The sequence below is a fragment of the Rhizobium mesosinicum genome, assembly GCF_019511345.1.
Lineage (GTDB): Bacteria > Pseudomonadota > Alphaproteobacteria > Rhizobiales > Rhizobiaceae > Rhizobium > Rhizobium mesosinicum.
The window spans coordinates 261,642-274,388 of sequence record NZ_JAEUAK010000004.1; the positions used below are offsets into that span (position 1 = coordinate 261,642).

A 12,747-nucleotide genomic window follows, 5' to 3' on the forward strand; every position below is an offset into this window, starting at 1 on the left:
GCGGCGGATCTTCTCCGCCGCCCCCGGTCTCAGCCGCGAGCGCGGATACGGTGCAGTGCAACTAGGGTGACGATACCCATCACCGCGCAATAGCCGGCGAGCGGCCATGCCGTATCGCCGTCCAACAGCAGCACGAAGAGCGTGCCGATGCAGCCGACGATCAAGCTCTCGACGCAGAAGTAGAACGCAACCGCCGTTCCGGCTGTTTGGCCAAAGGCCGCCAGCGCCCCGTTTGCCGTGACTGCGGTCGTCAGCACGATGCCGACGGCGATCACCCACATCGGCAGGAGGAAGCTGGCGAACGAGGGCGCAAGCAGCACCTCGCCGAGGCCGAGGAGCAATGCGCCGAGAAGAAGGAGGCACATGCCGCGGGCAAGGCTGCCGGCCATTCCCCATCGGCCGACGAAACGGCCGGCAAAGCGTGCGGATATGATCATCACCGTCGCGGCCGTGGCGAAGGAAAGGCTGAAGGCGAGACCCGAAAAGCCGGCATGATCGATCAGTACACGAGGTGCGGTGGAGAAGAACACGAAGAAGGCGCCCATCGCAGCGCTGAAGCCCGTCGTGTAGGCCCAGAAATGCGCATTCGCCAGGATGGTGCGCATGCTGATCATTGCATTGGCCGATGCCGCAGGTCTCGTTTCGTGCCAGCCTCTGAACGCATTGAGGATTGCCGCAAGCATCAGTCCGCCGAGCAGCAGGAAGATGGCACGCCACCCGGCATGATCGGCAATCAGTGCGCCGCCGATCGGCCCGAGCGCCGGCACGAAGGAGAGGATCGCGCCAAGCAGGCTGTAGATGACGGCGCCTTCCGGCCTCGCGGCATAGACATCGCACACCGTCGCGAAGGTCGCCACAAGTGCCGCCGACGCGCCGGCCGCCTGCAACAGCCGCAGCGCGAGGAACAGTCCGGCCGACGAAGTGGCTGCGAGCAACAGCGAAGAGATCCCAAACAGCAGCGCGCCGCCAAGCAGCACCGGACGCCGGCCGATCCGGTCCGACAGGGGTCCGAAGAGCATCTGGCCGGCGCCGAGAATGAGCATGTAGAGACTGAGGGTCAGTTGAACGACCGTCGCCGATGTGCCGAGTGCGTCGGGCATCGTCGGAACGACGGGGAGGTAGATGTCCATGGCAAGCGAGGCCAGGATATCGAAGGGCGCCAGAAGCAGCAGCGCTGCCGGCAGGGAGCAAGTCCAGTTCCTGTTTTGGGAAGGCATAGCTATTCATCCGCTCGAATGAGTTCATCCGGCGGCGATCTGCCTTCTCATCGCAGTCTGGATTGATCGGACAGATGCCGCAACAACATCAAAAGGTTGCTGCGGCCTATCTGTCTGCGGACGGGGTGGCTCCCATGTCAGGTCCTGTCTTGTCCGGTCTGAAACGCGAGGTGGCTTTAGCAGCCAGCGGTACCGGCGACAATAGGTGAGTGTGGCGCGTTGACTTCGCAAACCGCTTCCAAGAAGCTGCGGCAGGCAAATCACCAGGGAGCCAAAGGCAATGTTCGATCACGTTTCAATCGGTGTCAAAAGCCTCGAAAGATCACGCCGGTTTTACGACGCGGCGCTGGCACCGCTCGGCTACGAGCGGCTATCGAATTTCGAAGGAACGATGGGATATGGCGCCGAGAGACCCGCCTTCTGGGTGAGTGAAGTGGAGCGCCCGGTGCCAGCCGACCGCGGCTCGGGGCTGCATTTCTGCTTCGTTGCGACGAGTGAGGAAGCCGTCAACGCCTTCTATGTGGCCGCATTGGCCAATGGCGGCGAGGATAATGGCCCTCCGGGCATCCGCCCGGATTACAGCCAGTTCTATTATGCGGCCTTCATCATCGATCCTGATGGCTACAGGCTGGAAGCCTTCTATAACAAGCCGGAATAAAGAAAAGGCCGGGCGAAAACCCGGCCTTTCCACAAAAGCATGTCCGAAAGCGATTAGCGCTTCGAGAACTGGAATGAACGGCGGGCCTTGGCCTTACCGTACTTCTTACGTTCGACGACGCGGCTGTCGCGAGTCAGGAAGCCGCCCTTCTTGAGGACCGAGCGCAGGCCCGGTTCGAAGTAGGTGAGGGCCTTGGACAGACCGTGGCGAACGGCACCGGCCTGGCCGGAAAGGCCGCCGCCGGCAACGGTTGCAACGATGTCGAACTGGCCGTCGCGGGCAGCAGCAACGATCGGCTGGCGCAGGATCATCTGCAGAACCGGACGAGCGAAATATTCTGCGAATTCCTTGCCGTTGACGATGATCTTGCCGGAGCCCGGCTTGACCCAGACGCGGGCAACGGCGTTCTTGCGCTTGCCGGTTGCGTAGGAGCGGCCAAGCGAGTCGACCTTGCGGACGTGAGCCGGAGCAGCAGCTGCTACTTCAGACGACGTGCCGAGATCCTTCAGGGAGGAGAGGTCAGCCATTTATCAGGCGCTCCTTACGTTCTTCTTGTTCAGCGTTGCGACGTCGAGGACGGTCGGCTGCTGTGCTTCGTGGGGATGGTTCGGGCCGGCATAAACGCGCAGGTTCTTCATCTGGCGACGGCCGAGCGGGCCGCGCGGAACCATGCGCTCAACAGCCTTCTCGAGAACGCGCTCCGGGAAGCGGCCTTCGATGATCTGGCGAGCGGTACGCTCCTTGATGCCGCCGGCATAACCGGTGTGCCAGTAGTAAACCTTGTCGGAATACTTTTTGCCGGTGAAAACGACCTTTTCAGCGTTGATGACGATAACGTTGTCGCCGTCGTCAACGTGAGGCGTGAAAGTTGCCTTGTGCTTGCCGCGCAGACGCATAGCGATAACGGAAGCGAGACGGCCAACGACGAGCCCTTCGGCGTCGATGACGACCCACTTCTTCTCCACCTCTGCAGGCTTCTGGGAGAAGGTTGCCATAGTAGTTACTCTCTCTTGGATCCCCATGCCCGAAGGCGAGGGGCGTTTCTTGTTGCTTGGTTGGGCTGGCTGTAAAGACGGCCCAAAAAGAAAACAGCCCCGAGAGGCTGCATTTCAGGCGCGGCTTATAGCGGCAATCGACTAGCCGGTCAATACAAGCAATTCTGACTACCGGAAAAATAGCGTAAGAAAAACAGCATATTAACTGTGAGGTATAATGATACCTCACATTATTGCGCCCAACAATAGGAAGTTTCGCATCCGGGAAGCCATGTATTGTCGTATTCGGCTCGAAATCGCCCCACCCTTGTGGCACAAGGGCGGATACAGACAGCACAGGAACATGCCATGGCCGAGATCGTATCCTTCCGCAAGGACAACAACAATTCGGGTGAGGGCGCCCTCGTGCTCCGCCAGCTTTCCGACGGCATATTGCGCCTGACGCTCAACAATCCGCCCGCCAATGCTCTCAATATATCGGTCATGGAAACGCTGATGGGCGAGCTGCAGGGTGCGGCAGATGACAAGGACGTGCGCATCGTCGTTATCGCCTCGACCGGCAATGTCTTTTCCGCCGGACACGACCTCAAGGAGTTGACCGCTCACCGCGCTGACGAGGACGATGGCGTCGCCTTCTTCGAAGAAACCTTTGCGCTGGCCGCCGATCTGATGCTGGAGATTAGCCGCCTGCCGAAGCCTGTTATCGCCGAGATCGACGGGCTCGCGACCGCAGCGGGCTGCCAACTTGTCGCAAGCTGCGATCTTGCGATCTGCACGGATACGTCCACCTTCTGCACGCCAGGCGTCAATATCGGGCTTTTCTGCTCGACGCCGGCTGTCGCCGTTTCGCGCGCCGCCCACCGCAAGCAGGCGATGGAGATGTTGCTGACGGGCGAGACGATCGACGCCTCAACCGCAAAGGATTTCGGCCTGGTCAACCGCATTGTACCGAAGCAATACCTCACCCAGGTGGTCAGCAAATACGCTTCCGTCATTGCCTCGAAATCGCCGGAGGCCCTGAGGATTGGCAAGGAAGCCTTTTATAAGCAGCTCGAAATGCCCGTAGCTGAGGCTTATGACTATGCCGCGAGCGTGATGGTCGACGGCATGCTGACCGGCGATGCGCAAGAGGGCATCGGTGCCTTCCTCGGCAAACGCACGCCCGAATGGAAGGGCGAGTAATCAGGCAAGTTTCAGGATCAGCCCGCCGAGCGCGATGATGACGCCGGCGAGGTAACGCCAGATGCTGGCCTTTTCCTTCAGCACCAGAACCGAGATGGCAAGCGCAAACAGGATGGCGGTTTCCCGCAGTGCCGCCACCGTCGCGACCGGGGCCTTCGTCATGGCCCAGAGCGCCAGCCCGTAAGAGGCGATCGAACCAGCGCCGCCGATCAGTCCGCGCCACCAATTGCGCCCGACGTGAGTGGCGACAGTCACCAGACCGCGCTGCGACAGCGCCCAGGCAAAGAGCAGAACCGGCGGCAGAAGCGACATCCACAGCGTGTAGGAAATCGCATTGCCCGAGAGCCGGGCGCCGATGCCGTCCACATAAGTATAGGTAGCGATAACGCAGGCGTTGATGAGCGCCAATGCGATCGCGTCGCGACCGCCGCGGCGGGCTTCGAAGGCGAGCGTGAGGATTCCGACGCAGATCGTCATCGTTCCCGCAAGCGCTCCACCCGTCAGATGCTCTCCCAGGATGAAGCCGCTGGTGGCGACGATGAGCAGGGGTGCGCCGCCGCGCATCAGTGGATAGACCAAGCCGATATCGCCGGCTCTATAGGCGGCGGCGACCAGCTGGAAATAGGCAAATTGCAGGACGGCGGAAGCGCCGATGAAGGGCCAGGCCTGCGGCTGCGGCAGTGGAAGCAAAGGTAGAAAAGGCAGGGAGGCGACCGCGCCGCCTGCAGAGATCAGCGCCGCATCAAGCGACTTGTCCTTGCCGGCTTTGACGATGGCATTCCATGTGGCATGCAGAAGAGCACCGAAAAGGACGAGAAGAATAACGTCGAGGGGCAAGGTGGATGGTCCGGAAGCAGTGCAACAAAATATAGGGAAACACCACAGCTTCCCCGCTTGGACCTGCCTTGAAATAACAACCTGTATTTGCGCGATTTCAGTTGGAGGGTGTACTCCGCACGGTCGCGTTTCCAATAGCATGGATTGTTCAGATGAACAATTGCCCATCATTGAAGCAATTTTTACGTGCGCTCGAAATGCGTTCAATTGCCATCGTTGGACTCAACTATGAGATGCCTCTAATAGACGCGTGAACATATCATGATCAGATTATGTATGAAAGGTGAAATTGCTCTGTAAAAAGAGAGTGCCGGCAGTCCTATGCTACTGAAATACAGATATTATTCTATAACTTTGAAATGGTTCTAAATTCACAACTAAGACGAGCTTAGAAGATATTTTATATCTGGAGATTGATCGTCCGGTCCCTTCGCAGCTGCGAAAGGACCGATGAATTTGGTAGTTGCCTACGAGTGCGAGTTAAAGATTATAGTGTGGGATGAAGAGCATCCCGTCCAGGTTGTCGATGTTCTGGCAGTTCAGCACCCGGCATTTGGGGTTGTCCTTGGAGGGAATACTCGTCCATTCCGCATAATCGGTCGCATCGCAAAAGTTGCTGTTGCGGACATATCGATCGTAGAGAGGAAGGCCGCGCGGCGAGGTGTAGCGAAAGATGACGGCGCCTTCATTGTGGATCGCCGCCCGCACGCTTTGGCAGCTCATGGCAAGCGGATTGTAGCGCGAGATCGCAAGCGCCGGCGAGGCTGATAGGACGAGCGCAAGCGCGAGGGCGACTTTTTTCATGGCACGATTTCTCCCTGGTATTTCCGGCACCTATATATACGCTCAAACAGGCCGACGGTTTCAATGAATCGCGATTGTGAAATCCGCCCCTGGTGACACCAGACTGGAGACCCCTGACATGAACCATTATGCCTACGCTGACGACTATCTCTCCGGCATTTTGAAATCCGTCAAAACCATCGCGCTAACGGGGGCTTCGCCCAATCCGGCCCGGCCGAGCAATGGTGTCATGGGTTATCTCCTGTCGCGCGGCTACAAGGTCATTCCCGTCAATCCGGGGCAGGCGGGCAAGCAGATCCACGGGCAGACCGTTTATGCCCGTCTTGCCGACATTCCCGAATCCGTCGACATGGTCGATGTCTTCCGCGCGTCCGAATACCTTGATGGTGTGGTGGACGAAGCACTCGCACTCGATCCCCGCCCGCAGGTCGTGTGGGCGCAACTCGGCGTCAGCGACGATGCGGCCGCCGCCAAGGCAGAGGCCGGCGGCATCAAGGTCGTCATGAATCGCTGCCCCGCGATCGAGTATCCGCGGCTTTTCGGCTGACGCCATCAGGCAGGACGGATTTTCCTCGGAACGTGCTGCGGTTGAAAAAGATCGCGGTTAACTTTCGCAGTCGAGCGGCTATGATCGCGCCCGTCAACAATTGCACGGGAGGACGAGATGGCCAAAAACGATCCGGGATTCAATACGCTGGCGATCCATGCGGGTGCGCAGCCGGATCCGGCGACCGGCGCGCGGATAACACCGATCTACCAGACGACGGCCTTCGTCTTCAACGATTCCGACCATGCCGCAGCCCTGTTTGGTCTGCAGCAGTTCGGCAATATCTATTCACGCATCATGAACCCCACCCAGGCGGTTTTGGAGGAGCGTGTCGCGGCGCTCGAGGGCGGCACGGCAGCGCTCGCCGTCGCCTCCGGTCATGCGGCGCAGATGATCGTTTTCCACACGCTGATGCGCCCCGGCGAGAATTTCGTCGCCGCCAGCCGCCTCTATGGTGGATCGATCAATCAGTTCGGCCATGCCTTCGAGAATTTCGGCTGGCAGGTGCGCTGGGCCGACCCAGAGAACCCCGGTGATTTCGAGAGCGGGATCGACGACAAGACGCGGGCGATCTTCATCGAGAGCCTTGCCAATCCCGGCGGCACCTTTGTCGATATTGCAGCGATCGCCGAAATCGCCCATCGCCACGATCTGCCGCTGATCGTCGACAACACCATGGCCACACCCTATCTCATCCGGCCGATCGAGCATGGCGCCGATATCGTCGTGCATTCGCTGACCAAGTTCCTCGGCGGCCACGGCAATTCCATGGGCGGTATCATCGTCGATGGTGGCACCTTCGACTGGTCGAAGACCGGTAACTATCCGATGCTTTCCAGCCCGCGGCCGGAATATAACGGCACCGTCCTGCACCAGACCTTCGGCAATTTCGCCTTCGCGATTGCCTGCCGCGTGCTCGGCCTGCGCGACCTCGGCCCCGCGATCTCGCCCTTCAATTCCTTCCTGATCCTGACCGGCATCGAGACGCTGCCGCTGCGCATGCAACGCCATAGTGACAATGCGCTCGATGTCGCCAAATGGCTGAAGGCTCATTCCAAGATCGCGTGGGTGAATTATGCCGGCTTGGAAGACGACCCGAACCACGCCCTGCAGCAGCGCTACTCACCGAAGGGGGCAGGCTCGGTTTTCACATTCGGTGTCAAGGGCGGATATGAGGCCGGCAAGGCGCTGGTCGAAGGCTTGGAGCTCTTCTCGCATCTTGCCAATATCGGCGATACGCGCTCCCTGGTGATCCATCCGGCCTCCACCACGCACCGGCAGTTGACGGATGAGCAGAAGATCTCCGCAGGCGCCGGGCCGGACGTGGTGCGCCTTTCTGTCGGCATCGAGGATGTGAAGGACATCATTGCCGATCTCGAGCAGTCGCTATCGAAGATCTGAGTCTCCTTCGCAGCATCGCTTGTATTTTCGCAGGCTGCATTTGTCGGGATACACCCATGGGATCAGCGTCCAAGTGGAATAGACTCGGGCGCGGCTTTCATGCGATCGGGCGAAAATAGTGGACAAGAAAACCTCAACATTGCCCGCCTGCTGCGGGCTTTTTGTCATTCCAGAACAGCGGGCGGCTACCACAGCGCCTGAACGGCGACGACGACGAGAAAAGCAACTATCACCGCGGAAGCAATCCGCAAGACGGTGCGATTAGCCTGGGCGAGGACCTGTGGCTTCGGGTCTCGCTTGGGATTGAATTTGTGGCGACGTTTCTGTGGGGCTCCCGCCTGAGACGATTTGTTTCCTACTGCCATGGCTGTTTCGCTTGAGATGGTGGATTTCTGGAACGCCAATCTAGCATGAAAGCTTCCTGGGGACCCGTTGAAGTTTCCCGCTATTTGACAGTTGAATTTGACCGCCGCAATCCGAACCTGGCTCTGATCGCCGCGGCAGGTGGACCAGAACTTATCGCAAGAGGGCGATAGACTTTGCTTGACTGGGCCATTTAGAGCCTGAAGCCAAACTGGTTCGGCGGCGAAAAGTCTTTTATCCCGACTCTTGGCCAATCGCATTTCCTGTCGAACTTGAGTTTAGAGACGGTGCGGTGGCAAGTCGGGTCTGTCCTGAACGCATAACCTGGGAGGGAGATGTAGCGACTTGCCGGCATGCCGAACACCAGGCAAATCGTCAATGCGGCACAAAAAGGCTTCATGAATGCCTCCCTTGTAGTGTGAAGGGAGGAATTTTCACATAGGGCAACGCTTTCGGACATATATCCATTTGTGCTAATACTGCATCTAGCCCGCATCGCGACGTCGAAATGGCCGTCTCTGTCTTCGCTGCGACGAAGGTACGAAGCCGACCTGCCGGGCGCACGCCCGTTTCAGGCGTCGGCGATACTAGGAGTTTTTTATTGTCACGATGATCGGCGAGTTTTTAACTCTGCCGATGTCGCTCTTTTTGTGCTTAATCTTTGCTGCGAAGGATACTGAGGAATAGGGTGACCATGGCAGACGCGATCCCCTTCGATATTGATGATGTCGAACCGGAAGTCGGCGCTCCCGACGCCGAGCGCATCATTTCCGGCAATCCGCAATTCCGCACCTGGAATCTGGAGGAGGCCGAAGGCGGCCTCTATGCCGGCATCTGGGAGGCGACGCCTGGCAAGTGGCGGATCGTCTATGAGGAATGGGAATATTTCAGCCTGCTGTCCGGCCATTCGATCGTGACCGAGGATGGCGGTGAGCCGGTGCATCTAAGGGCAGGCGACCGGATGATCCTCAGACCAGGCTTCAAGGGAACCTGGGAAGTCGTTGAAACGACTCGCAAGGATTACGTGATCAAAATTTGAATATCGGCCGGATAGGGTGTTTTTGATCATCCTAATTAAGGATGCCTACATCATCAAATGATAGACCCTTATCTGCAGCGCATTGCGGACATGATGTCTTCTGCCGTCACCACAGACATGGCCTTGCAATTCATCTTTTCGGGATTGGCATGTCGTCGAACCTTGCGGGTAGGCACGTTCGCACCCAAACATCTTCCATCATTGCGACAACCGTTTGCTTCCTTGTTGTCGCTCTCGTGCTGACGGGCCTCATGGCCCATGTCGTGGTCAAGATGACCCGATCTGCAAACGAGATCGATGATGCCAGGGCCACGCGCGCCGCCCGTGCGGCAATTGCAGCCTTTGTCGGCCGCTTAAGCGCGACAACCACGGACAATGCCGTTTGGGATGATGCCTATAAAGCGATCTCATCCCCTGATGCCGCGGATTGGGCCTACGAGAATTGGGGTAAAACGAGCGCGGATTATCCCCTCTATGACGGAGCGGTCGTGATCGCCCCCGACCGCTCGTCGATCGTCTCCGCATATGCCAAAGGCAAACCCTTCCAACCGGGTGTTTTTTTCGGCGCCGCCTTCTACCGGCAGATCGACAAGGCTGCCGACTCCGGACAGGCGCCGGTCGTCAATTTCGTAAAGACGGAAAAAGGCATCGCGCTGATCGTGTCGCAGGCAATCCAGCCTTTCACCGCCGAAGGCGAGCTTCCGAAGCTTAATGTGCTGAGCCTCTACAAGGAGCTCACGTCGGAAGTTCTCGATGCTCTTTCGAACGAGCACGAACTCGAAGGATTGCGCCTTGCGGCCGCGCCCGAGCCGGGCTTGCTGAGCACACCGATCACGGACATCAAGGGGGGTATCATCGGCCATCTTGTCTGGCCCAGCAAAGCGCCCGGAAAAGCCGTGTTTGACCAGGTCTATCCTTATGTTGCTGCTGCCGTGATCATCCTTGTGATGTTCCTTGGGGGCGTTTTGCTGGTGGGCGCATTCGAGGCCCGGCGCCTGCGTCAGCTGGCGCAGGCAGCGATTTTCGAAGCAAACCACGATAGCCTGAGTGGCCTGTTGAACAGGCATGGGCTTCTCGCACTGCTGGAAGAGTTGGAAGACCCTGATTTTTCGTCGCTCTGGCTCTATCTGGTCGATCTCGATGGGTTCAAGGCCGTCAACGACGCCTGGGGGCACGCCGTAGGGGATGATCTGATCCGGATCGTATCGAACGCCCTGATCGCCTGCCACCCTGAAGTCGTTGCGGCGGCCCGGCTGGGAGGCGACGAGTTCGCGCTGGTGCAGATTGGAACCGCCACGCGCGCAGAAATACAGGAAACTATTCTGGCGCTGTTTGCCGAACCCTTCAAAATTGACGGTCGGACGATCGAAGTCGGGGCAAGCATTGGGGCGGCGGGACGTGAGGGAGACTTACCGTCTTTGGAGCTTCTCCGCAGGGCAGACATGGCGCTCTACCGCGCCAAGGCGAACGGCAGAGGCCGAGCGGTCGAATACGATCCGGAGCTAGATCGGGAACGCCTCAGAGTCGCCGAAATGGAAGCTCTGTTGAAGAGCGCCATCAGCAATGGTGCGATCGAAGCCTTTTTCCAACCTCTCGTCTCTGCCACGACAGGTGCTGTCACCGGTCTTGAAGCACTTGCACGTTGGCGAGCTCCAACAGGAAACATCAGCCCGGAGATTTTCATCCCGCTCGCAGAAAGGTGCGGCCTCATTGATGCGCTCGGCGTTCATATGCTGAAAACATCGATCGAGCATGCCAGGAACTGGCCCGGCCTGGCATTGTCGGTGAACGTTTCGCCGGTCCAACTCTGCAATCCGGAATTCGCCGCCGTAGTGATTTCGCTGCTGCAGGAACTCGATTTCGATCCGAAGCGCCTGACACTGGAGATCACCGAAGGCGTTCTCATGACAAATCCGGAACAGGCCCGCCGCTCGATAGATCATCTCAAACAGGTGGGCATAAAATTCGCCCTCGATGACTTTGGCTGCGGCTATGCGAGCATTGGTGCATTGCGGCAGTTCGGGTTCGATCGAATGAAGATCGACCGCTCGCTCGTGTCTGCTCTCGATCAAGCCTCGAATGGTGCCGATGTTCTCAGAGCAACCATCTCTCTGGCGACTGCTCTGCAAATTCCCGTTACCGCTGAAGGCATCGAGAATACGCGCCAGGCGGCGATCCTGCGAGAGGCCGGCTGCGATCAGCTGCAAGGTTATCTCATCGGAAAACCAATGTCGGCAGTCGACATATCCAGCAAGCTTCAAGAGCACGCCGCGTGATGCCGCACAGATTGCGACTGCACGCTCTGTGGCGGTCGTCCCGTCTTTGAGCAGTGTGGTGGCCTACCAGGCGAGATCCAGGCGATCGAGGCCGTGGAAATGATAGACATCCTTGACGACGGGGGGCCTCATAAGCTTGAGCCCCGGCAGCCGCTCGAACAGGATCGGAAGCACGACGTTGAGCTCCAGCCGCGCCAGCTGCGCGCCGATGCAGAAGTGGATGCCGGCGCCGAAAGAGAGGTTGGGCGCCTCGTTGCGGTCGGGCTTGAAGGTGAGGGGATCGCGGAACTTTGCCGGATCGAGATTGGCGGCGGCCAGAATCATGCTCACCTTGTCGCCGCGCTTGAACTCCACGCCATCGATCTCTGCGTGTTCGAGCGCCCAGCGCTGGAAGATATGGACGGGCGCGCAGATGCGCAGCGACTCCTCGACGGTGCGTTCGGTGGCGGCCTCGTCGCGGAAAAGCTCTGCCGGGTCGTAGCCGCTGTCCAGGATGACGCGCACCGAATTGCCAATCTGGTGGACCGTCGCTTCGTGGCCGGCATTGAGCAGCACGATGGCCGTCGAAACGAGCTCGTCTTCCGTTAGGTATTGGCCCTTGTGCTCAGTATGGATCATATGCGTCAGCAGGTCGTTACGCGGCTCGGCCCGGCGTTCGGCAATGACTGTCTTCACATAGTCGGAAAATTCCCGTGCCGCCTGTTCCGCAGCGTCTTCGTCCGCGCGGGTGCGCCCGAACATATACATGCGCACATAGGCATGCGACCACTTGAGGAGCTGCGGCCCCATCTCCTCGGGGATGCCGATCATGCGGGCGATCATTGTCACCGGGATGACATCGGCAAAGGCCGAGAGCAGCTCGACCTCGCCCCTGTCGGCGAAGCTGTCGATCAGTCTGTTGGCGAGCTCTTCGATTTCCGGCTTCATCCTCTCGACATGGCGGGAGACGAAGGCGCGGTTGACGAGCGTGCGCAGCCGCGTGTGTTCCGGCGGCTCGAGCTCCAGCAGCGAATAGCGCTCGGCGAGATCGAAGGCGGCGATGTGCGGCTCGGGCTCGGGGAGGCCGAGCTTCTCCCGGCTGGCAATATGCAGGATCTGCCGGCCGAAGCGGCGGTCACGCAGCAGCCCGTTGACATGATCGTAGTTGGTCACGAACCACTGCTTCTGCTCCTCCCAATAGAAGGTGGGGCAATGGGCATGGAGCGCGGCATAGACCGCGTTCGGGTTGCCGTAGAAGGCAGGGTCGCGGCCATCGAGCGACACATGGCGGGTGGCTGGATCGATCTTGAGGAAGGGCGGTATCATCATGGCCAGAGGCTTAGCGGATTTGCCAAGCCTCGAAAAGATGGCGGTTTGGAGCAACTCCAGTAAAACTGTACCGCCTTTTGCGTCCGGATTTGCGTTAAGCAAAAGGATAGAGCTTTCCGT

The 12,747-nt window shown here is 59.1% G+C and carries 12 protein-coding genes; 6 read left to right on the plus strand and 6 right to left on the minus strand.

The features are described from left to right. Positions 1-29: 29 nt before the first annotated feature. A complete protein-coding gene (gene cml, locus JNB85_RS12170; RefSeq protein WP_222858646.1) occupies positions 30-1,217 on the minus strand; it encodes a CmlA/FloR family chloramphenicol efflux MFS transporter in 1,188 nt (395 codons plus the stop codon). Positions 1,218-1,497: 280 nt separating this feature from the next. Between cml and JNB85_RS12175 the strand changes: the two genes are divergently transcribed. Next, positions 1,498-1,875 (plus strand): VOC family protein, encoded by a 378-nt coding sequence (locus tag JNB85_RS12175; protein WP_220334607.1) that lies wholly within the window; start codon positions 1,498-1,500, stop codon positions 1,873-1,875. A gap of 53 nt (positions 1,876-1,928) precedes the next feature. On the opposite strand, the gene rpsI is transcribed toward JNB85_RS12175, so the two are convergent. Further along, on the minus strand, positions 1,929-2,402 hold the full coding sequence (gene rpsI / locus JNB85_RS12180; RefSeq protein WP_007819867.1) for a 30S ribosomal protein S9: 474 nt from the start codon (positions 2,400-2,402) through the stop codon (positions 1,929-1,931). Between the two features lie 3 nt (positions 2,403-2,405). Beyond that, positions 2,406-2,870 carry a 50S ribosomal protein L13 gene (gene rplM, locus JNB85_RS12185; RefSeq protein WP_113427559.1) on the minus strand — a complete coding sequence of 155 codons (465 nt, stop codon included), beginning with the start codon at positions 2,868-2,870 and terminating at the stop codon, positions 2,406-2,408. Between the two features lie 348 nt (positions 2,871-3,218). Between rplM and JNB85_RS12190 the strand changes: the two genes are divergently transcribed. After that, a complete protein-coding gene (locus JNB85_RS12190; RefSeq protein WP_220334608.1) occupies positions 3,219-4,052 on the plus strand; it encodes an enoyl-CoA hydratase in 834 nt (277 codons plus the stop codon). Here JNB85_RS12190 and JNB85_RS12195 read toward each other — a convergent pair whose 3' ends face one another. Next, entirely contained in the window at positions 4,053-4,889 is an 837-nt protein-coding gene (locus JNB85_RS12195) for an EamA family transporter (RefSeq protein ID WP_220334609.1), read from the minus strand. A 480-nt stretch (positions 4,890-5,369) separates the two neighbouring features. Further along, the gene (locus JNB85_RS12200; protein ID WP_220334610.1) at positions 5,370-5,693 is read right to left on the minus strand and encodes a hypothetical protein; all 324 of its coding nucleotides are present in this window, start codon (positions 5,691-5,693) and stop codon (positions 5,370-5,372) included. A 118-nt stretch (positions 5,694-5,811) separates the two neighbouring features. Between JNB85_RS12200 and JNB85_RS12205 the strand changes: the two genes are divergently transcribed. The 4 genes from JNB85_RS12205 (at position 5,812) to JNB85_RS12220 (ending at position 11,319) form a co-directional block, all read left to right on the plus strand. After that, positions 5,812-6,240 (plus strand): CoA-binding protein, encoded by a 429-nt coding sequence (locus JNB85_RS12205; RefSeq protein WP_220334611.1) that lies wholly within the window; start codon positions 5,812-5,814, stop codon positions 6,238-6,240. Between the two features lie 117 nt (positions 6,241-6,357). Next, the gene (locus tag JNB85_RS12210) at positions 6,358-7,641 is read left to right on the plus strand and encodes an O-acetylhomoserine aminocarboxypropyltransferase (protein WP_220334612.1); all 1,284 of its coding nucleotides are present in this window, start codon (positions 6,358-6,360) and stop codon (positions 7,639-7,641) included. 1,057 nt (positions 7,642-8,698) lie between these two features. Then, positions 8,699-9,043 (plus strand): cupin domain-containing protein, encoded by a 345-nt coding sequence (locus tag JNB85_RS12215; RefSeq protein ID WP_220334613.1) that lies wholly within the window; start codon positions 8,699-8,701, stop codon positions 9,041-9,043. Between the two features lie 149 nt (positions 9,044-9,192). Beyond that, positions 9,193-11,319, plus strand: a complete 2,127-nt coding sequence (locus JNB85_RS12220) for a bifunctional diguanylate cyclase/phosphodiesterase (RefSeq protein ID WP_220334614.1) — start codon at positions 9,193-9,195, stop codon at positions 11,317-11,319. Between the two features lie 63 nt (positions 11,320-11,382). Here JNB85_RS12220 and JNB85_RS12225 read toward each other — a convergent pair whose 3' ends face one another. Then, positions 11,383-12,627: a cytochrome P450 gene (locus JNB85_RS12225; protein WP_220334615.1), complete on the minus strand. Its 1,245-nt coding sequence runs from the start codon at positions 12,625-12,627 to the stop codon at positions 11,383-11,385. Positions 12,628-12,747 lie beyond the last annotated feature (120 nt).

Coding starts and splice junctions, on each gene's coding strand:
- cml (WP_222858646.1), bottom strand. CDS start 1,217: ATGCCTTCCCAAAACAGGAACTGGACTTGCTCCCTGCCGGCAGCGCTG.
- rpsI (WP_007819867.1), bottom strand. CDS start 2,402: ATGGCTGACCTCTCCTCCCTGAAGGATCTCGGCACGTCGTCTGAAGTA.
- JNB85_RS12225 (WP_220334615.1), bottom strand. CDS start 12,627: ATGATGATACCGCCCTTCCTCAAGATCGATCCAGCCACCCGCCATGTG.
- JNB85_RS12210 (WP_220334612.1), top strand. CDS start 6,358: ATGGCCAAAAACGATCCGGGATTCAATACGCTGGCGATCCATGCGGGT.
- JNB85_RS12205 (WP_220334611.1), top strand. CDS start 5,812: ATGAACCATTATGCCTACGCTGACGACTATCTCTCCGGCATTTTGAAA.
- JNB85_RS12215 (WP_220334613.1), top strand. CDS start 8,699: ATGGCAGACGCGATCCCCTTCGATATTGATGATGTCGAACCGGAAGTC.
- rplM (WP_113427559.1), bottom strand. CDS start 2,870: ATGGCAACCTTCTCCCAGAAGCCTGCAGAGGTGGAGAAGAAGTGGGTC.
- JNB85_RS12190 (WP_220334608.1), top strand. CDS start 3,219: ATGGCCGAGATCGTATCCTTCCGCAAGGACAACAACAATTCGGGTGAG.
- JNB85_RS12200 (WP_220334610.1), bottom strand. CDS start 5,693: ATGAAAAAAGTCGCCCTCGCGCTTGCGCTCGTCCTATCAGCCTCGCCG.
- JNB85_RS12220 (WP_220334614.1), top strand. CDS start 9,193: ATGTCGTCGAACCTTGCGGGTAGGCACGTTCGCACCCAAACATCTTCC.
- JNB85_RS12175 (WP_220334607.1), top strand. CDS start 1,498: ATGTTCGATCACGTTTCAATCGGTGTCAAAAGCCTCGAAAGATCACGC.